This is a genomic window from Sanguibacter sp. Leaf3 (assembly GCF_001425965.1).
Lineage (GTDB): Bacteria > Actinomycetota > Actinomycetes > Actinomycetales > Cellulomonadaceae > Sanguibacter > Sanguibacter inulinus.
The window spans coordinates 1,642,262-1,659,398 of the sequence record NZ_LMRH01000001.1 but is presented as its reverse complement, the minus strand read 5'-3'; the positions used below and the strand labels follow the sequence as shown (position 1 = coordinate 1,659,398).

The 17,137-nt window shown below is 69.5% G+C and carries 16 protein-coding genes; 2 read left to right on the top strand and 14 right to left on the bottom strand.

Annotation, left to right across the window (positions count from 1 at the left end; all coding sequences use genetic code 11):
• Positions 1–231 precede the first annotated feature (231 nt).
• On the top strand, positions 232–825 hold the full coding sequence (locus ASG53_RS07175; protein ID WP_056130263.1) for an acetate uptake transporter: 594 nt from the start codon (positions 232–234) through the stop codon (positions 823–825).
• Between the two features lie 212 nt (positions 826–1,037).
• On the opposite strand, the gene ASG53_RS07170 is transcribed toward ASG53_RS07175, so the two are convergent.
• From ASG53_RS07170 to hisD, 9 genes are all read right to left on the bottom strand, one after another.
• Complete coding sequence (locus tag ASG53_RS07170; RefSeq protein ID WP_200945475.1) at positions 1,038–2,054, bottom strand: zinc-dependent alcohol dehydrogenase; 1,017 nt, start codon at positions 2,052–2,054, stop codon at positions 1,038–1,040.
• Positions 2,055–2,231: 177 nt separating this feature from the next.
• Positions 2,232–3,962, bottom strand: coding sequence for a sensor histidine kinase (locus ASG53_RS07165; RefSeq protein ID WP_056130256.1), 1,731 nt, complete (start codon positions 3,960–3,962; stop codon positions 2,232–2,234).
• Positions 3,952–4,341: a response regulator gene (locus ASG53_RS07160; RefSeq protein WP_056130254.1), complete on the bottom strand. Its 390-nt coding sequence runs from the start codon at positions 4,339–4,341 to the stop codon at positions 3,952–3,954. The genes ASG53_RS07165 and ASG53_RS07160 overlap by 11 nt, the downstream gene beginning before the upstream one ends.
• On the bottom strand, positions 4,338–4,478 hold the full coding sequence (locus ASG53_RS20095) for a hypothetical protein (RefSeq protein WP_179913232.1): 141 nt from the start codon (positions 4,476–4,478) through the stop codon (positions 4,338–4,340). The genes ASG53_RS07160 and ASG53_RS20095 overlap by 4 nt, the downstream gene beginning before the upstream one ends.
• Positions 4,475–5,950, bottom strand: a complete 1,476-nt coding sequence (locus tag ASG53_RS07155) for a glycosyltransferase family 2 protein (RefSeq protein WP_056130251.1) — start codon at positions 5,948–5,950, stop codon at positions 4,475–4,477. The genes ASG53_RS20095 and ASG53_RS07155 overlap by 4 nt, the downstream gene beginning before the upstream one ends.
• Positions 5,951–5,960: 10 nt before the next feature.
• The gene (locus tag ASG53_RS07150) at positions 5,961–6,785 is read right to left on the bottom strand and encodes a PHP domain-containing protein (RefSeq protein ID WP_200945474.1); all 825 of its coding nucleotides are present in this window, start codon (positions 6,783–6,785) and stop codon (positions 5,961–5,963) included.
• Positions 6,782–7,783: an ATP-grasp domain-containing protein gene (locus tag ASG53_RS07145; protein ID WP_056130248.1), complete on the bottom strand. Its 1,002-nt coding sequence runs from the start codon at positions 7,781–7,783 to the stop codon at positions 6,782–6,784. The genes ASG53_RS07150 and ASG53_RS07145 overlap by 4 nt, the downstream gene beginning before the upstream one ends.
• Positions 7,780–8,853, bottom strand: a complete 1,074-nt coding sequence (locus ASG53_RS07140) for a response regulator (RefSeq protein WP_056130246.1) — start codon at positions 8,851–8,853, stop codon at positions 7,780–7,782. The genes ASG53_RS07145 and ASG53_RS07140 overlap by 4 nt, the downstream gene beginning before the upstream one ends.
• Before the next feature lie 214 nt (positions 8,854–9,067).
• A complete protein-coding gene (hisD, locus tag ASG53_RS07135) occupies positions 9,068–10,390 on the bottom strand; it encodes a histidinol dehydrogenase (protein ID WP_056130243.1) in 1,323 nt (440 codons plus the stop codon).
• A gap of 90 nt (positions 10,391–10,480) precedes the next feature.
• Between hisD and ASG53_RS07130 the strand changes: the two genes are divergently transcribed.
• The gene (locus tag ASG53_RS07130) at positions 10,481–10,699 is read left to right on the top strand and encodes an RNA-binding S4 domain-containing protein (protein ID WP_056130241.1); all 219 of its coding nucleotides are present in this window, start codon (positions 10,481–10,483) and stop codon (positions 10,697–10,699) included.
• Between the two features lie 66 nt (positions 10,700–10,765).
• On the opposite strand, the gene ASG53_RS07125 is transcribed toward ASG53_RS07130, so the two are convergent.
• The 5 genes from ASG53_RS07125 to ASG53_RS07105 all read right to left on the bottom strand — a co-directional run bounded on the left by ASG53_RS07125 (position 10,766) and on the right by ASG53_RS07105 (position 17,108).
• Positions 10,766–11,173 (bottom strand): PPOX class F420-dependent oxidoreductase, encoded by a 408-nt coding sequence (locus ASG53_RS07125; protein WP_056130238.1) that lies wholly within the window; start codon positions 11,171–11,173, stop codon positions 10,766–10,768.
• Between the two features lie 138 nt (positions 11,174–11,311).
• On the bottom strand, positions 11,312–14,857 hold the full coding sequence (dnaE, locus tag ASG53_RS07120; RefSeq protein ID WP_056130235.1) for a DNA polymerase III subunit alpha: 3,546 nt from the start codon (positions 14,855–14,857) through the stop codon (positions 11,312–11,314).
• Positions 14,858–14,938: 81 nt separating this feature from the next.
• Positions 14,939–15,544 (bottom strand): GNAT family N-acetyltransferase, encoded by a 606-nt coding sequence (locus ASG53_RS07115; RefSeq protein ID WP_082543843.1) that lies wholly within the window; start codon positions 15,542–15,544, stop codon positions 14,939–14,941.
• Positions 15,541–16,476, bottom strand: a complete 936-nt coding sequence (locus tag ASG53_RS07110) for an RluA family pseudouridine synthase (RefSeq protein WP_056130232.1) — start codon at positions 16,474–16,476, stop codon at positions 15,541–15,543. The genes ASG53_RS07115 and ASG53_RS07110 overlap by 4 nt, the downstream gene beginning before the upstream one ends.
• Entirely contained in the window at positions 16,473–17,108 is a 636-nt protein-coding gene (locus ASG53_RS07105) for a signal peptidase II (protein ID WP_056130229.1), read from the bottom strand. Before ASG53_RS07105 ends, ASG53_RS07110 begins: the two co-directional genes overlap by 4 nt.
• Positions 17,109–17,137: the final 29 nt, after the last annotated feature.

Below are 17,137 nucleotides of genomic sequence, written 5' to 3'. Positions count from 1 at the left end.
ATGCGTGCACGAATCTCGTCCAGGCGGGGTTCGACCGGCCAGGCCCACCGAGTGCGTCGTCCGTCACGAACAGCCCTCCGAGGACCGATCCTGTGACCTTAGTCCTAGGTCCGTGCGGCACCTGACCTGGAAACTTGCGACGCCCTGTCTCGGACAGGCCGTCCCTCCGGTCCGTCCCGACCGCGCCACCACCACACCCGGTCTCCGCGACCGGGCCTGGAGAAGATCTTCATGACGTCCTCGACGCCCACCCCTGCCCTGCGTCTGATCGCCGACCCGGGGCCGCTCGGTCTCGCCGGCTTCGCGCTCACCACCTTCGTGCTCTCGATCTTCAACGCCGGGCTCCTCGACTCGAGCCTCGAGCCTGTCGTCCTGCCTCTCGCGCTCTTCTACGGCGGGCTCGTCCAGCTGCTCGCCGGCATGTGGGAGCTCGTCAAGAACAACACCTTCGGCGCCCTGGCGTTCTCCTCCTACGGAGCGTTCTGGATGTCCTTCGCGGCCTACGTGAAGTTCGTCGTCCCGGGCCTCCCGGCAGACACGGCCCACCAGGCCACAGGAGTGTTCCTCCTCGCCTGGACGATCTTTACCCTCTACATGACCGTCGTGACGCTGAAGATCTCGGTCGGGCTCATGAGCGTGTTCGTGCCCCTGTCGATCACCTTCGCGCTGCTCACGGTCGGCGCCTTCGCCCAGGCCGAGAGCGTGACGCACGTCGCCGGCTTCTTCGGTCTGCTGACCGCCGGGACGGCCTGGTACAACTCCTTCGCCGGGGTCCTCAACCAGACGTGGAAGCGGGACGTGCTCCCGCTCGGCGTCCGCAGCTGAACCACCCACGTGCGGCTGGACCACCCGCTCGTCCCTGAACCAACCGCTCGCCTGGCCCCGGACGCTGTCGCCGGCCCCTGAGAGGGCAGTCTGGCCGCTGCTCGAGCGGCTGCCAGAGGAGCACCGTCAGAAGAGCACCGTGAGACGAGCACCGAGACGCCCGGCCAGGATCTGCTGGCCGGGCGTCTCTGCGTCGTACCCGAGCGACCAGGTCACAGACTCATGTCCAGCACGACGCGCCCGTCGATCGCGCCCGTCGTCATCCTGGCGAAGATGTCGTTGATCGCGTCCATCGGCTGACGCTCGAAGGTCGTCGAGACGACGCCCCGGCTGAAGAAGTCGACGGCCTCGAGCATGTCGAGCCGCGTGCCGACGATCGAGCCGCGGACCGTCAGACCGCGCAGGACGGTGTCGAAGATCGACAGCGGGAAGTCGCCCGGCGGGAGCCCGACCAGCGACACCGTGCCACCGCGCCGCAGCATGGACAGCGCCTGCGGGAAGGTCCTCTCGCTCACGGCCGTGACCAGAGCCGCCTGAGCACCGCCGACGAGGTCCTGCACAGCCTCCCCAGGGTCGCCGTCGCGGTAGTTGACGACCAGCTCGGCCCCGTACGCGAGAGCGCGCTGGCGCTTCGCCTCGGTCCCGGTCACCGCGATCACGCGGAACCCCATGGCGGCCGCGTACTGGATCGCCATGTGCCCGAGCCCGCCGATGCCCGACACCACCACCCAGTCCCCCGGCCGCGCGCCGGTGACCTTGAGACCCTTGTACACGGTGACACCGGCACAGAGCACCGCGGTGATGCCTGCGGCGTCCGCGCCCTCAGGGATGCGCGGCGCGTAGCGCGTGTCGACGATCATGTACTCCGCGAAGGACCCGTCGACGGAGTAGCCCGAGTTCTGCTGGCTGGCGCAGAGCGACTCCCAGCCCCCCAGGCAGTCCCGGCAGACGCCGCAGGCTGTCGCCAGCCAGGCGTTGCCGATGCGGTCACCGACACGGACACCCGCCGCCGACGGCCCCAGCTCGACCACGCGGCCCGAACCCTCGTGACCCGGGATGAAGGGCGGTACCGGCTTCACAGGCCAGTCGCCACGGGCTGCGTGCAGGTCGGTGTGGCACACCCCGCTGTAGTCGACCTGGACGAGGGCCTCGAAGGGCCCGGGGACCGGGATGGGCACCTCCTCCACGACGAGCGGTGCTCCCAGCTGACGGACCACAGCTGCCTTCATCGTCTCGGGCACGTCCAGGCTCCTTCGGTGAGGTGCCCGACGTGGCTCCAGGCAAGCCCACGAGCGGCGTCCCGACCTGCACCCCGAAGCACGGTGTGACTCAGACCACGAGCCTAGGTGGACTCGTCGCCCTCCGGTCGGGACCTTCATCCCGTCACCGAGAGCCGGGCCGGGTGCCTACTCGTCGACCGTGGGCAGGTCGACCGTGAACGCCGTCCCGATGCCGACCTCGCTCGTCACGTCGAGCCGCCCGCGGTGCGCGACGACGATCGCCTTGGTGATCGCGAGCCCGAGACCGATCCCAGGGACCGAGGCCGACGTCGCCGTCGAGGCTCGGAAGAACCGCGTCGAGAGCTGGTCCAGCTCGGTGTCGGGGATGCCGATGCCCGTGTCGCGCACGGTGATGGTCGCCCGCTGGTCGTGGACGACGAGCGAGAGCGTCACCAGACCGCCCGCCGGGGAGAACTTCACGGCGTTCGAGAGCAGGTTGTCGACGGCCTGCCCGAGCCTGGTCGCGTCTCCGCGGACCACCGTGCTCGCCGACTCGTCCATCACCACCCGCATCTGCACCGAGGCAGCCGCGGCGACAGGCTCGAAGGTCTGGGCCGCGGCTCGCAGCACAGCCTCGAGCTCGGTGCTCTGGTTGATGATCGGGAACCGGCCAGCCTCGACCTGAGCCGTGAACAGCAGGTCTCCGACCAGGCGCAGGAGCCGCTGCGCGTTGCGCTCGGCGACGTCCAGGTACTGCGTCTGCTCGGGGGTGAGCGGACCGTCTTCTTCGTCGCGCAGCAGCTCGAGGTACCCCAAGATCGAGCTGAGCGGGGTGCGCAGCTCGTGCGAGATCATGCCGACGAACTCGTCCTTGAGACGCTCGAACTCACGAGCCTTGGTCATGTCGGTCGCCACGAAGAGATAGCCGACGACGTCGTCGTCGTCCCCGATCCGTTGCGTCGCCGCGACCTGGACGGGCAGCTGAGACCCGTCGGGCCTGACGTAGGTCCACTCCCGCACGTCGGCTGACCCCGTCCCCACGTCGCGGACGAGGACCGCGAAGGCAGCCTCGTCCTCGAGAGGCGTCGCGTCCCCGACCGTGGCGACCTGCTCGCGGAGCTCGTCTGCGACGTGCACGTCGGTGATGACCAGACCGGCCTCGAGGGCCTCGTGCTGCGCGACCCCGAGCATCTTGCAGGCTCCGGGATTCCACGAGTCGATGCGGCCGGTCAGGTCGGTCCCGATGATCGCCTGCTCGGTGACGGCGTCCCAGAGCCCGGAGAGCTGGCGGCTGACCGCGTTGGCTCGGGTCTCGTTCGTGCGGGCCTCCTGCGAGGCGCGCACGGCGTCGACGAGCAGAGAGTCCCGTTGCGCCACGGTCGCCCGCGCGTCGTCGAGCTGGAGCCGCAACCTGCGGGCGACCTCGTTGATGACGAGGGCGACCAGGCCGTAGACGACGGGCGAGAAGAGCACCCGGACGACGTCGGCGCTCTGCTGGAAGTCGGTCAGCAGCAGGGCCGGCCCCTGAGAGGTGGCGACGAGGGTGAGGGCCGCGAGGATCGCACTGCCCCGCCCGGCCGCCAGCGCGATCCACACGAAGGGCACGAAGAGCATCGCCGAGTACGGCGAGCCGACCCCACCTGTCCCGTACCGCACGAGGCCGAGGCCCACGAGCGAGACGATGGGGATGAGGACGGCGAGACGGTCGTCGTAGGTCTTCCACGGCAGCACCACGGCCGCCACGGAGATGGCCACGACCACGAGGACCCCGGAGACCACCATGGTGGTGTCGGAGAGGGCTCCCGAGAGCGGGAGCGTCACCAGTGCGAGCGCGAGCGCCGCCAACGTCGGGAGCTGGTAGAGGAGCAGACCTGATCGACCAGCCGAGGCCCGTCCGAAGAGCGGGTCAAGCGTCACCTGGTGCTCCGATCATGGACCGGATGATCTCGGACAGCGTCCGCGGGCTGAAGGGCTTGCGCACGAAGGTGTCGGCGCCGGTCAGGACCGCGGACTGGCGTTCGAGCAGGTACACGGAGGCCGAGACCATGATGATCCGGACCTGGGACAAGGAGGCGTCGGCGCGGATGCGCTCGGCCACCTCGACCCCGGTCAGCCCCGGCATCGAGATGTCGAGGACGGCCAGGTCGACGTCACCCTGCGCGATCCGCTGCCAGGCGTCGTCGCCGTTGTCGAAGGACCCGACGATCTCGACGCCCGCGCGCCGAGCGGCGATGGACACCAGACCGAGGATGTCGGCGTCGTCGTCGGCGATCACCACACGTGCTGGAGCACTCATACGAAGAACACCTCTCGGACGACCATGATCACGGCGATCACCGCGACGGCGAGCAGGGCGTACGGGACCATCATGCGCTCTGCGCGGCGGTCCCGGTCGATCTCTCGCTGGAGCTCTTCTCGGGTCGAGCGGTTCATGCGAGGATCCGTCCTGTCTTCTCGGTCTTGTCCCACGACGCGTCGGCGTGCCGGAGCTCCTTGACGTACGAGTCGACGGTGATCGCGCACAAGATCGGACCATACCCCACCAGGTAGACCAGGACGGGCGACACGAACCGCCCGGCCCGGGTCCCGTCGACGACCTTGATCAGCCAGGCCCCGAGCATCGACAGCGTGATCCACGAGTAGACGAACAGCGTCCAGGCCCGCAGGCTCCCCTCGCTCACCTCGACACCGAAGAGCGCCGGGACGTCGTCTTCGAGGAGTCCCGGGAAGAAGGTCGCGACGGTGATGACCACCGAGACCAGACCTGGGAAGAAGATCGCCTCACGCAGGGTCTTGCGGCCTGTCACCGGGTCGAGCGCGATGGTCACCACCATCGTGAAGATGTAGGTGCACGCCGCCAGCGCCCAGAAGGTGCGGAACACCTGCGCGGACACGGGGCTCTCGAGGAAGTACAGACCGACGAGCCCGACCGAGGACAGCACCATGGCGACGGGCTGGAAGGCCACGCCGAACCAGACGAGACCGAAGTCGAGGCTGCCGAGGCGGTTGCCCTCCTGCTTGCGGAACCAGAGCTTGCGGTACATGCGGGTGATGTGGACGTTGCCCCTGCCCCAGCGCAGACGCTGCTTCCAGAGCGCGGCGACAGCCTGCGGCTCCTCGGCGAGCACGACGGCGTGCGGCTCGAAGACCACCGTGCGACCGGCCAGCTGGGTCTTGAAGGTCGTCACGGTGTCCTCGGCGAGGGAGCTCGTGTCGATACGACCACCGAGCTCCTCGAGGTTCGCCCGCGAGTGCAGCTGGGCGCCGCCCGCGAGGCAGGCCACGGCCCCCATGACGTTCTGGGCGCGACGGGAGGCAGCCTGCGAGAGCGCGTACTCGAGGGCGATGAACCGGGTGAGGTAGTTCTTCTTCAGGCTGCCCTCGCGGATGTACGCCGTCACGGCGCCGACCTTCTCGTCGGCGAGGTGACGGGTCATCTTGCGCAGGGAGTCCGGGAGGTAGACGACGTCGGCGTCCATGATGAGCAACGCCTCCATCCAGTCGTCCTCGAGGATGATCGCGATGCCATGGTTGAGCGTGTGGGCCTTGCCCTCGCCGCCCTTCGCACGGCGCAGGTGGAACACCTGACCGGGGTACTGCCTGGCCTTGGCCAGGACGACGTCGGGGGTGTCGTCGGTGCTCGCGTCGTCGACCACGTAGACGCGGAGCGCGTCGGCGGGGTACTCGAGGGCCATGAGGTTGTCGATCGACGTGCCCACGACAGCGCCCTCGTTCCAGGCGGGGATGACCACCGCGACGCGCGGCAGGTACGGCGCGGCCTTCGCGTAGTGGTTGCGGAAGGCGTGGAAGGGGATGAGCACGAACTGGTACCCCATCGCGATGATGGGCAGGGCGCCGAGGGCGACGAGGACGAGCAGCACGTAGGTCAGGGTCGTCCCTGCCACGCTCGAAGAGTCAAGCACGAGGGCCTGCCGTCCCGGGGGTCTGGTGCGACGGCACAGCCGACGGCTCGGTGGCAGGCAGGGTCTCGCCCGAGACCGCGGCCTCGAGGATCGACGGGACACGGACGTACCGTCCGACGTCGCGGGCGTCGTGGCTGTCGGTCGCGACGACCAGCCGGGCTCCGGCGTCGAGGGCGGCACGCACCGCGCGCGGGCCCGGGCAGGCCCACTTCTCGTTGACCTCGATCGTGCTGCCCGTCTCGCGCGCGGCGGCGGCCCAGGCGCGCAGGTGCTCGTCGCTGAGGTCGGACTCGTCGAGCCCCACCTTCGGCAGGATCGAGAACCAGTGCGCGAGCTGGATGCCTGGCTGGGCCGTCATCGCGGCGATGCTCGCCTCGACGAGCAGGGAGACGGCGTCGGCGGGGCTCAGGCCGTCCGCGATCCGCTCTCGGGTCTGGGTGGGCGACCACGGGCCGTCGGTCCCGGGGAACTGGTGGTCGCCGACCAGCACGACGTCGAGAGCCCCGCGGCCCACGACGGCGTCGGTGGGAAGGTCGAGCCGGCCTGTCACGTCGAGCAGCTTGGTCTCGACCCCGCACCGGACCACGAGGCCGTCAGGCACGTCGAGGGCGCGGACGGCTGCGACCATCTCGGGGACCCAGCCGGTCGACGACCTCACGTGGTCGACGAAGGTCACCTCGGTGAGCCCGACCGTCAGCGCGGCCGCGAGGTTCTCGTGGACCGTGCTCACGGCGTCGTCGGAGAAGGTCGAGTGGACGTGCCCGTCGACAGTGGTCGAGGGCAGGGGGCTGCGTGCTGCTGCGGGGCCGTCGGTCACTGCTCCGCCCACGCCTCGTCACGCCCGGTGACGGCGGAGGAGACGATCTCGTCGACGGGGAGGAACACGTCCTCGAGGAAGCGCACGTTGGCGAGCTCGACGAAGTCGACGTGCTCGGGCACAGGGTTGCCGAGCAGCAGGTCGAGGTACAGCGAGGGCATGTCGACGCCAGCCGCGATGGTCAGCGGCATCGCCCCGGGGAACCGAGGGTTGATCTCGAGCAGGGCGGGCACGCCGTCCTTGTCCCGACGCAGCTGGACGTTGGCGACGCCGACGAGACCGACGGCGCGTGCGGCGGCCGAGGCTGCCTCGACGAGCTCGGGGTCGCGGACGGTCCGCCCGGCGATCGAGACACCGGAGTCCACCCGCTCACGGGTGCGCGGGACCGCGGCGACCACGTGGCCGTCGGGCGCGGCCAGCACGTCGACCGAGTACTCGGCTCCGGGCAGGTGCTCCTGGATGATGAGGTCGGAGCCTGTGCCGATGTCCTCGAGCTCGTCGCGGTCGTCGACGAGGCGCACCCCGCGGGAGCCAGCACCACGACGGGGCTTGACGATGACCGGGAAGTCCCAGGGTGCTGCGACGCCGTCGGCGTCGAGGAGCTCGGTCGCCGGGACGCGCAGGGCACCCTCGCAGGCGATCGCCAAGGCGTGCTTGTCGAGAGTGCTGGCGAGCGTCTCGGAGCTCGGCGCAGCGATCTGGATCCCGTGCGCCGCGAACTCGGTGCGGCGGGCGGCGAGGCCCTCGAGCTCGACGTCGACTGTCGGGAACAGCACGGTGATGCCGTCGTCACGGCACATCCCCAGGACGGTGTCGACGAAGTCCGCCGCCGCTCCGCGCGGCACGATGCGGCGGTGGTCGGCGTCGACGAGGTACAGACCGCTCGCCCACCCGTCCATGTCGGCCGAGAAGACCTCGACGTCGCTGCGGCGCAGCAGAGAGCGCACGACGGCGACCCCTGCGGGCCCGCCGGTTCCGGTGACGAGTACTCGGGTCATGTGTCGGTCCGTCCTGCGTGAGAGTCGGACAGCCGCGTCGCAGCGGTCCTGGAGAGCGGGGAGATGTCGGCCGTGTCGTGCACGACCTCGAGGGGCTCGCAGTAGTCGCCGCCGCCGAACCTCGACCAGTAGCGCGCCGTCGCGATGACGAAGCCCGGCTCGAGGTAGCCGCGGATGTCGACCTGGGAGCCGTAGCTGGCGAGCAGCGCGAGCTTTGCGTCGGTGAAGCCGTCGATCGGCACGAAGCGGGTCGGTCTGAAGTCGATGGTCGCCGACGGCGACTGGAAGCAGCAGACCGTGCGCACGCTTCGGGTGGCGACGACGGCCGCCGAGTGCACGGCACGGTGGTCTTGATGCCTGTCGTTGATGCTGTGCGTGTAGACGATGTCCGGTCTGACCTCGGCGACGACCCTCTCGATGATCCCCACCGTCGGGTCGGCTGCGCTGATCCGGGTGTCTTCGAGGTCTTCGAGGAAGAGGCGGGCTCCGAGCCGCTCGGCTGCCAGGAGCGACTCGTCCTGGCGGTCGCTGACCTCGCCGCCACGAGACCCGCGGGACAGCGTCAGCACCACGACGGTGTCGCCGGCTGCCCGGTGCGCCGAGAGGATGCCTCCTACCCCGATCTCGACGTCGTCCGGGTGGGCCCCGATCGCGAGCACGACGGTGGGCCGCTGAGCGGCACGTCGGACCCGGCTCGCCTCGACGATGCGGGTGACGACCTCGACGAGGTGCGCGGCCGAGATCGGCTTGGTGAGGAACTCGTCGGCGTCGTTGCGCAGCGCTGTCACCGCGTAGTCGACCGAGGCGTGGGCCGTCATGACGACGACGGGGACGTCCGGGGACTCGGCACGGAACCTGGCGAGCAGCTCGAGACCGCTCACCCCGGGCAGCTCGATGTCGGTCAGGACGAGGTCGGGGTCGAAGTCGTCGAGCCTGGCAGGGAGGTCGCGAGGGTCGGCGATCGCGAGCACCGTCGCACCGGCGCGCTTCTCGAGGACCGTGGTGAGGAAGAGGAGGACGTCGGGGTCGTCCTCGATCACGCAGACCCTGTACTGGCCTGTTGTGCCCATGTCAGGACAGCCCTTCGTTCGTCGTACCTGCCTGCAGGACGTCCTGCCTGGCCGTTCGGTCGGCAAGGTCGTGCACGTCAGGGTACGGAACGCCCCACGCCGGACTGTGCACGGCGCACGACATTGTCCACGGTACGTCCCAGACCGCGCGACGGAGCGTCGCCTCGCGGATGAAATCACCCGGTCCAGATGTGACGTCCGCCCCTCTGGTCTTTCAGAACCTCACCTGGACGGCCTCACCGTGGGCCGGGAGGTCTTCGGCGTTGGCGAAGGCGACGATCTTCGAGGAGATCTGCCCGAGCGCCTGCTCGGTGTACTCGACCACCTGGACGGCCTTGACGAAGCTGTGCACCCCGAGCCCGCTCGCGAAGTGGGCGCACCCACCCGTGGGGAGGACGTGGTTCGAGCCCGCCATGTAGTCGCCGAGGGCGACCGGGGAGTACGCACCGACGAAGATCGCGCCGGCGTTCGAGATGCGCTCCGCGACAGCAGCCGCGTCGGCCGTCTGGATCTCGAGGTGCTCGGCCCCGTAGGCGTCGACCACCTCGATCCCCTGCTCGACCGAGTCGACGAGGACGATGGCGGACTGCGGACCGGCGAGGGCCTGCAGGACACGGTCGGAGTGCCGGGTGCCCTCAGCGCGGTCCTTGAGGCGGGCCTCGACAGCGCCCGCGAGCTCGACCGAGGACGTGACGAGGACCGAGGCGGCGGCGGGGTCGTGCTCGGCCTGGCTGATGAGGTCGGCCGCGACGTGGTCCGGGTGCGCCGTGCTGTCGGCGAGGATCGCGATCTCGGTCGTGCCGGCCTCGGCGTCGATCCCGACGACCCCGCGGACGAGCCGCTTGGCGGCCGCGACGTAGACGTTGCCGGGCCCGGTGACCACGTTGACGGGCTCGCAGAGGGTCGCGCCGTCCTGCTCCTCGGTGCCACGCGCGCCGTAGGCGAACATCGCGACAGCCTGCGCGCCACCCACGGCGTAGACCTCGTCGACGCCGAGCAGCGCGCAGGCCGCGAGGATCGTGGGGTGGGGCAGTCCGTCGTTCTCGCGCTGGGGCGGGCTCGCGACGGCGAGCGACGGGACACCGGCCTCCTGCGCGGCCACGACGTTCATGATGACCGACGACGGGTACACGGCGAGCCCACCGGGGACGTAGAGGCCCACCCGGCCCACGGGCACCCAGCGCTGGCGGACCTGTGCGCCGGGCGCGAGGTCGACGACGAAGCCCTGGGGGCGCTGGGCGCGGTGGACCGTGCGCACGCGCGAGATCGTCTCTTCGATCGCCTCGCGGACCAGCGGGTCGAGCCCGGCGAGCGCGCTCTCGAAGGCTGCGGCCGGGACACGCAGGTGGTGCGGGCGCACGCCGTCGAAGCGCTCGGCGAGGTCGCGGAGCTCGTCGGCGCCGCGGCTGCGCACAGCAGCGATGATCGGGGCCACACGCTCTGCGGCGTCTTCGACCCGGACCTCGGCACGGGGCAGAGCCTCGACGAGCTCACGGGCGGAGAGGGAACGACCACGCAGGTCGAGTCTGTTGATCACCCGACCATCCTAGGCTGGTCTGCTGCGCGCTGACAGACGCGGTCACCGGCTGTGGTGCGCCGCCCGGCCTGGTCGCGAGAAGATGGACCCATGGACCACGTAGAGATCAGCGACGACGTCATCCGCCTCGGGCAGTTCCTCAAGCTGGCGAACCTCGCCGAGTCGGGCGCGCAGGCGCGCGAGCTCGTCGCCGACGGAGAGGTCTCGGTCAACGGCGAGGTCGACACCCGCCGAGGACGCCAGCTGCACAAGGGCGACGTCGTGGTCGTCGACTCCCCCACAGGCCGTGCGAGCGCGACCGTCGCCTGAGGCGACCGGGCGCTCGAGGCCGCGTGAGGCGACCGGCGCTCGGGCTGCAGCCGGTCTCCGGTGCGCTCAGCGCGCCATGTAGCTCGAGCTCATGACCCGGTCCGGCGTGATGACGACGACCACGCGGGCCGGGTTCTCCCGCGGGACCTTGTAACGGCGGGCGTAGCGCTGCTCGGCCTCGAGGACCTCCTCGGGCTCGGTGAGCACGGAGGCTGGGCCCTCGAGGGTGATCCACCGGCCACCCTCGACCTGGCAGACCACGGCGCGTGACGGTCGGCCGTCGGCGGCGGGCCGCCCGGCGTTCTTCGCCTTGACGGTGGTCCCGCTCGTGATGATCCGGACCACGCCGGCATCGGGGTCCCAGGTGAAGCCCACAGGGACGACGTGGGGCGAGCCGTCGGCCCGCAGGGTGGTCAGGGTGGCGAGGTGCCGCTCGGTCACGAACACGTGCTGCTCAGGAGTCAGGTGGATCACCTGGCGAGTCTAGGCACGCCCGGGGCCCAGCGCCCGGTCGGCGACCGACGTCACACCGACCTCACACCGCAGGGCCGACGTCGTCGCCGACCCCTGGCCTCGCGGCCGCCCTCTCTCGCTCGGGGCGGCCGCCTCCACCTACACCGTGAGGCAGGCCGGCCCGAGCAGCGCCTTCAGCTCACCCGACAGCGCCGAGGACTTCGCGACCCTGTACTGGTCGTGCGCCTGGACCACGGTCGTCTTGCCGGGCTCGGTCACGTGGATCCGCACCTGGGCGTCACCCGGGTGCGTCTTGAGGGCGTCGCGCAGCTTGACCACGATCTGCTCGAGGCAGCGGTTGCGCGGGATCGTGATGATCAGCGGAGAGTCTGACCCCGTCGAGATGTCCGGCAGCGAGACCTCCATGGCCTGGAGCTGCATCGTGTCGTCCCGGCGGCGCACCCGGCCGCGGAGCACCACGACCTGGTCCTCGGCCAAGATCGTCGAGTAGGCCATGTAGGTCTCGCCGAAGAACATCACCTCGACACCACCGTCGAGGTCTTCGATCGTCACGGCGGCCCACGGGTTGCCCTGCTTGGACATCTTGCGCTGGAGCGAGGTGATGAGCCCGGCGATGACGACGGTCGACCCGTCCGGGCGGTCTTCGTCGGTCAGCAGCTTGGCGATCGACACCTCGGCCGCCTGCTGGAGCACGTGCTCGAGCCCGGACAGCGGGTGGTCCGAGACGTAGAGACCGAGCATCTCGCGCTCGAAGGCGAGCAGCTGCTTCTTCTCCCAGTCGGGCAGGTCGGGGATGTCGACGCTGAACGACATCCCGTCGTCGCCCTCGTCGCCGAAGCCTGCGAAGAGGTCGAACTGTCCCTCGGCCTCCTTGCGCTTGACCCCGATCACGGAGTCGACGGCCTGCTCGTGGACCACCTGGAGCGCCCGGCGGGGGTGGTTGAGGGAGTCGAAGGCCCCGGCCTTGATGAGCGACTCGATGGTCCGCTTGTTGCAGACGACCGCAGGCACCTTGTCGAGGAAGTCGGTGAAGGAGGTGAAGGCCTCCTTCTGCTCCCGGGTGGCCACGATCGCGTCGACGACGTTCGCGCCGACGTTGCGCACAGCGGTCAGCCCGAAGCGGATGTCCTTGCCGACGGCTGTGAAGTTGGCGGACGACGAGTTGACGTCCGGCGGCAGCACGGTGATCCCCATGCGACGGCACTCGTTGAGGTACAGCGCCGACTTGTCCTTGTCGTCGCGGACGCTGGTCAGCAGGGCGGCCATGTACTCGGTCGGGTAGTTGGCCTTGAGGTAGGCCGTCCAGTAGGAGACCACGCCGTAGGCGGCCGAGTGGGCCTTGTTGAAGGCGTAGTCGGAGAACGGCAGCAGGATGTCCCACAGCGCCTTGACTGCGGCCATCGAGTAGCCGCGCTCGATCATGCCGCCCGAGAAGCCCTCGAACTGCTTGTCCAGCTCGGACTTCTTCTTCTTGCCCATCGCACGACGCAGGATGTCTGCCTGGCCGAGCGAGAAGCCTGCGACGATCTGCGCGATCGACATGACCTGCTCCTGGTACACGATGAGCCCGTGCGTGGTCCCGAGGACCTCGGCGAGCGGCTCTTCGAGCTCAGGGTGGATCGGCACGACCTCTTGCAGGCCGTTCTTGCGCAGGGCGTAGTTGGTGTGCGAGTTCGCACCCATCGGACCCGGGCGGTAGAGCGCACCGACAGCCGAGATGTCCTCGAAGTTGTCAGGACGCATGAGCTTGAGCAGCGTGCGCATGCCGCCGCCGTCGAGCTGGAACACCCCGAGCGTGTCACCGCGGGACAGCAGCGCGTAGGTGTTCGGGTCGTCGAGGGTCAGCGCCTCGAGGTCGACGGGGTCCTTGCCGTTCATCACGATGTTCTCGAGCGCGTCGTCGAGGATCGTGAGGTTGCGCAGACCCAGGAAGTCCATCTTGATGAGCCCGAGCTCTTCGCACTTCGGGTAGTCGAACTGCGTGATCACGGCGCCGTCCTGCAGGCGCCGCATGATCGGGATGATGTCGATGAGCGGCTCGCTCGACATGATGACACCGGCTGCGTGGACGCCCCACTGGCGCTTCAGGCCCTCGATGCCCTTGGCCAGCTCGACCACGCGCTGGGCCTCGGGGTCGGCGGCGTGCACCTGGCGGAACTCTTCGGCCTCGTTGTACCGCTTGTCGGCCGGGTCGAAGATCCCGGTGAGGCTGATGTCCTTGCCCATGATCGCGGGCGGCATCGCCTTGGTGAGCTTGTCGCCCATGGCGTAGGGCAGACCGAGCAGACGGCTCGAGTCCTTGAGCGCCTGCTTGGCCTTGATGGTGCCGTAGGTGACGATCTGCGCGACGCGGTCTTCGCCGTACTTCTCCGTGACGTACCGGATGACCTCACCGCGACGACGCTCGTCGAAGTCGACGTCGAAGTCGGGCATGGACACACGGTCCGGGTTGAGGAAGCGCTCGAAGATCAGCCCGTGCACGAGGGGGTCGAGGTCGGTGATGCGCATGGCGTAGGCGACCATCGAACCCGCACCCGAACCACGACCGGGTCCGACACGGATGTTGTTGTTCTTGGACCAGTTGATGAAGTCGGCGACCACGAGGAAGTACCCCGGGAAGCCCATCTGGGTGATGACTTTGGTCTCGAAGTCAGCACGCTCGCGCACCTCGGTCGGGATGCCGTCCGGGTAGCGGTACTGCAGCCCGGTCTCGACCTCCTTGATGAACCACGAGGTCTCGTCCTCGCCCTCGGGGGCGGGGAAGTTCGGCATGTAGTTCGCCGCGGTGTTGAAGGAGACCTCGCACTGCTCGGCGATGACGAGGGTGTTGTCGCAGGCCTCGGGCAGCTCTTTCCAGAGTCTGCGCATCTCGGCAGCAGACTTGACGTAGTAGCCGTCGCCGTCGAACTTGAAGCGGTCCGGGTCTGTCAGGGTCGAGCCCGAGTTGATGGCGAGCAGCGCCTCCTGGGAGCCGCTGTCCTCCTGGCGGACGTAGTGCAGGTCGTTCGTCGCGACGATCGGCGCCCCGATGTCCTTGGCGAGGCGCAGCAGGTCCTTGAACACACGGGTCTCGATGTCGAGCCCGTGGTCCATGAGCTCGACGTAGAAGTACTCCTTGCCGAAGATGTCCTGGAGCTCGCCTGCGGCCTTGACGGCCTCGTCGTAGTGCCCCAGGCGCAGACGCGTCTGGACCTCGCCCGAGGGGCAGCCTGTCGACGCGATCATCCCGGCGCTGTAGCGCTCGAGGAGGTCGCGGTCCATGCGGGGCCACTTGCCCATCTGGCCCTCGAGCGAGGCGAGGGAGCTCGCCCTGAAGAGGTTGTGCATGCCCTCGTTGTTCCGGGCCCACATCGTCAGGTGGGTGTACGCACCGCGAGCCGACACGTCGTCGCTCGCCTGGCTCGCGTCGCCCCACCGCACACGGGTGTTGTCGAAGCGCGAGGTGCCGGGAGTCACGTAGGCCTCGACGCCGATGATGGGCTTCACGCCGGCGTCGGTCGCCTGCTTCCAGAAGTCGTAGGCCCCGAAGAGGTATCCGTGGTCTGTCGTCGCGATCGCGCTCTGCCCGACCCGCTTGGTCTCCTCGAAGAGGTCTCCGAGGCGGGCTGCCCCGTCGAGCATCGAGTACTCGGTGTGCACGTGGAGGTGGACGAAGTCCTCAGAACGAGGTGGCGCAGACGACATGCGACGAGTCTAGATCGCCTCGGCGGACGACTCGCCGGAGGCCGGTGTGGGACTTCTCCCACGTCCGGGGGCTGGACAGGATCAGGCTGTGCCGTCGACGGTCTTGACGGCGTCGCGGTGCCAGATGTTCTCGTCGAGATAGCGGTGCGAGTCGTCGACGACGTAGCCCTGCCGCTGGTAGAAGCCGATGGCCTGCTCCTGCGCGCTGAGCTCGACCCGCACCTGCGAACCCCGAGGGGTCCGCTCGGCGGCGAGGGTCTCGAGGGCACGCATGAGCACAGCACCGACCCCCGAGGAGCGCCACGGTGCACGCACCGCGAGACGGCCGATGTGGAGGGCGTCAGGGTGCTCGGCGTCGGTCAGGAGCCGGCCGGTGCCCACGGGCTCGGGCGGCTCGACGCTCGTGTCCACGACGATCACGTGCTGGGTGGTCGGCGCGCGGTCGGCCACGTCGAGCTCGGAGTCGGCTGACACGCCCTGCTCCTCCACGAAGACCTCGAAGCGGATCGAGAAGGCGGCCTGGAGCTGCTCCTCGGACGACACCGTGAGCACGCGCAGCGCGCTGCGGTCTCGCGTCGCTCCGCCGCCGGCGGTCTGCCTGGCTGCGGACCTGTCGCTCTGCACCTGGTCGCCGGCGGGCCGGTCGGCAGGAGTCTGGGCGTCGGGGGTCTGGTCGGCGGCGGTCATCGGTACGCCCCGCGGACGACCTCGAGGGCTGCGGCCAGGTCGTCCGGGTACTCGCTGACGACCTCGACCCACTCCCCCGTCGACGGGTGCTCGAAGCCCAGCCGCTTCGCGTGCAGCCACTGGCGTGTCAACGAGACCTTCTCCGCGAGGCGCGGGTCGGCGCCGTAGGTGAGGTCGCCGACGCAGGGGTGGCGCAACGCAGAGAAGTGCACCCGGATCTGGTGGGTGCGGCCGGTCTCGAGGTGCACCTCGACGAGGGAGGCGGCCGAGAGCATCTCGAGCACCTCGTAGTGGGTCACCGAGGGCTTGCCGTCGGCGACGACCGCGAACTTGTAGTCGTGGTTCGGGTGGCGCCCGATCGGGGCGTCGATGGTCCCTGTGGTCGGCTCGGGGTGTCCCTGGACCAGCGCGTGGTAGACCTTCTCGACGGTGCGCTCCTTGAAGGCGCGCTTCATCACCGAGTACGCGTGCTCGCTCTTCGCGACGACCATGAGACCTGAGGTCCCCACGTCCAGGCGGTGGACGATGCCCTGGCGCTCCGCGGCACCTGACGTGGCGATCGTGTATCCGGCCGCTATCAGCGCACCCACCACGGTGGGCCCTGTCCAGCCGACCGACGGGTGCGCGGCGACACCGACGGGCTTGTCAATGACCACCACGTCGTCGTCGTCGTACATGATCTTCATGCCGGGGACCGGCTCGGCGACGACCACGGGACCGGCCTGAGCCGGCGTGTCCGGGAGGTCCACCTCGATCCACGCGTCCGGGGTGAGCCTGTCGGACTTGCCGACCTGACGACCGTCGACGCGGACGCCGCCGTCTGCGGCGATCTGGGCAGCGACGGTCCTCGACAGACCGAGCATCCGCGCGAGGGCGGCGTCGACCCGCTCGCCGACCAGACCGTCCGGGACGGGCAGGGTGCGCGTGGTCATCGTTCGTCCCCCGGCTCTGTCGGGGTCACCGGCGTGTCCGTCTTCTCGGCGACCACGTCCTCGTCCCCGCGCCGTCCGTCCGGGCCGATGCCGCGCAGCGCCAGGTAGCCGATGAGGACCGCAGCGACGACGATCGCGATGTCTGCGACGTTCCCGATGAAGGGCCCGTAGTCGATGAAGTCGACGACGTGCCCCGTGAGGAAGCCGGGCTCGCGGAACAAGCGGTCCCCGAGGTTGCCGAGCGCGCCTCCCAGGACCAGCCCGAGCGCGAGGGCCCAGGCTGTCGAGCGGATCTTGCGGGCCGTGACGATCACGAACACGACCACGCCTGCGGAGAGCAGGCTGAGGATCCACGTCTGACCGCTCGCGATCGAGAGCGCTGCGCCGGGGTTGTAGATCAACCTCAGCTGGATCAGCTCGCCGATGAGCGGCTTCGGCATGGCGCCGACCTCGAGGGCCGACTGCGCCCACATCTTGGTGAGCTGGTCGACGAGCAGCACGACCGCGGCGAGACCGAGGATCCCTGCGAGGACCCTGCCTGTCCGGTGGGTCGCGGGCGCTGGTGCGGCCTCAGCCGCACCCCCCGACGAGATGCTGTCGTCTGGTCCGGTGTTGTCGTCCTGATCGATCACCCGTGAAGTCTCCCACGGGCACAGACCGT

Bases quoted from the DNA above. Each gene is read 5' to 3' on its own strand.
- ASG53_RS07175 (WP_056130263.1), top strand. From the start codon at position 232: ATGACGTCCTCGACGCCCACCCCTGCCCTGCGTCTGATCGCCGACCCG.
- ASG53_RS07170 (WP_200945475.1), bottom strand. From the start codon at position 2,054: ATGAAGGCAGCTGTGGTCCGTCAGCTGGGAGCACCGCTCGTCGTGGAG.
- ASG53_RS07160 (WP_056130254.1), bottom strand. From the start codon at position 4,341: ATGAGTGCTCCAGCACGTGTGGTGATCGCCGACGACGACGCCGACATC.
- ASG53_RS20095 (WP_179913232.1), bottom strand. From the start codon at position 4,478: ATGAACCGCTCGACCCGAGAAGAGCTCCAGCGAGAGATCGACCGGGAC.
- ASG53_RS07145 (WP_056130248.1), bottom strand. From the start codon at position 7,783: ATGACCCGAGTACTCGTCACCGGAACCGGCGGGCCCGCAGGGGTCGCC.
- ASG53_RS07140 (WP_056130246.1), bottom strand. From the start codon at position 8,853: ATGGGCACAACAGGCCAGTACAGGGTCTGCGTGATCGAGGACGACCCC.
- ASG53_RS07130 (WP_056130241.1), top strand. From the start codon at position 10,481: ATGGACCACGTAGAGATCAGCGACGACGTCATCCGCCTCGGGCAGTTC.
- dnaE (WP_056130235.1), bottom strand. From the start codon at position 14,857: ATGTCGTCTGCGCCACCTCGTTCTGAGGACTTCGTCCACCTCCACGTG.
- ASG53_RS07115 (WP_082543843.1), bottom strand. From the start codon at position 15,544: ATGACCGCCGCCGACCAGACCCCCGACGCCCAGACTCCTGCCGACCGG.
- ASG53_RS07110 (WP_056130232.1), bottom strand. From the start codon at position 16,476: ATGACCACGCGCACCCTGCCCGTCCCGGACGGTCTGGTCGGCGAGCGG.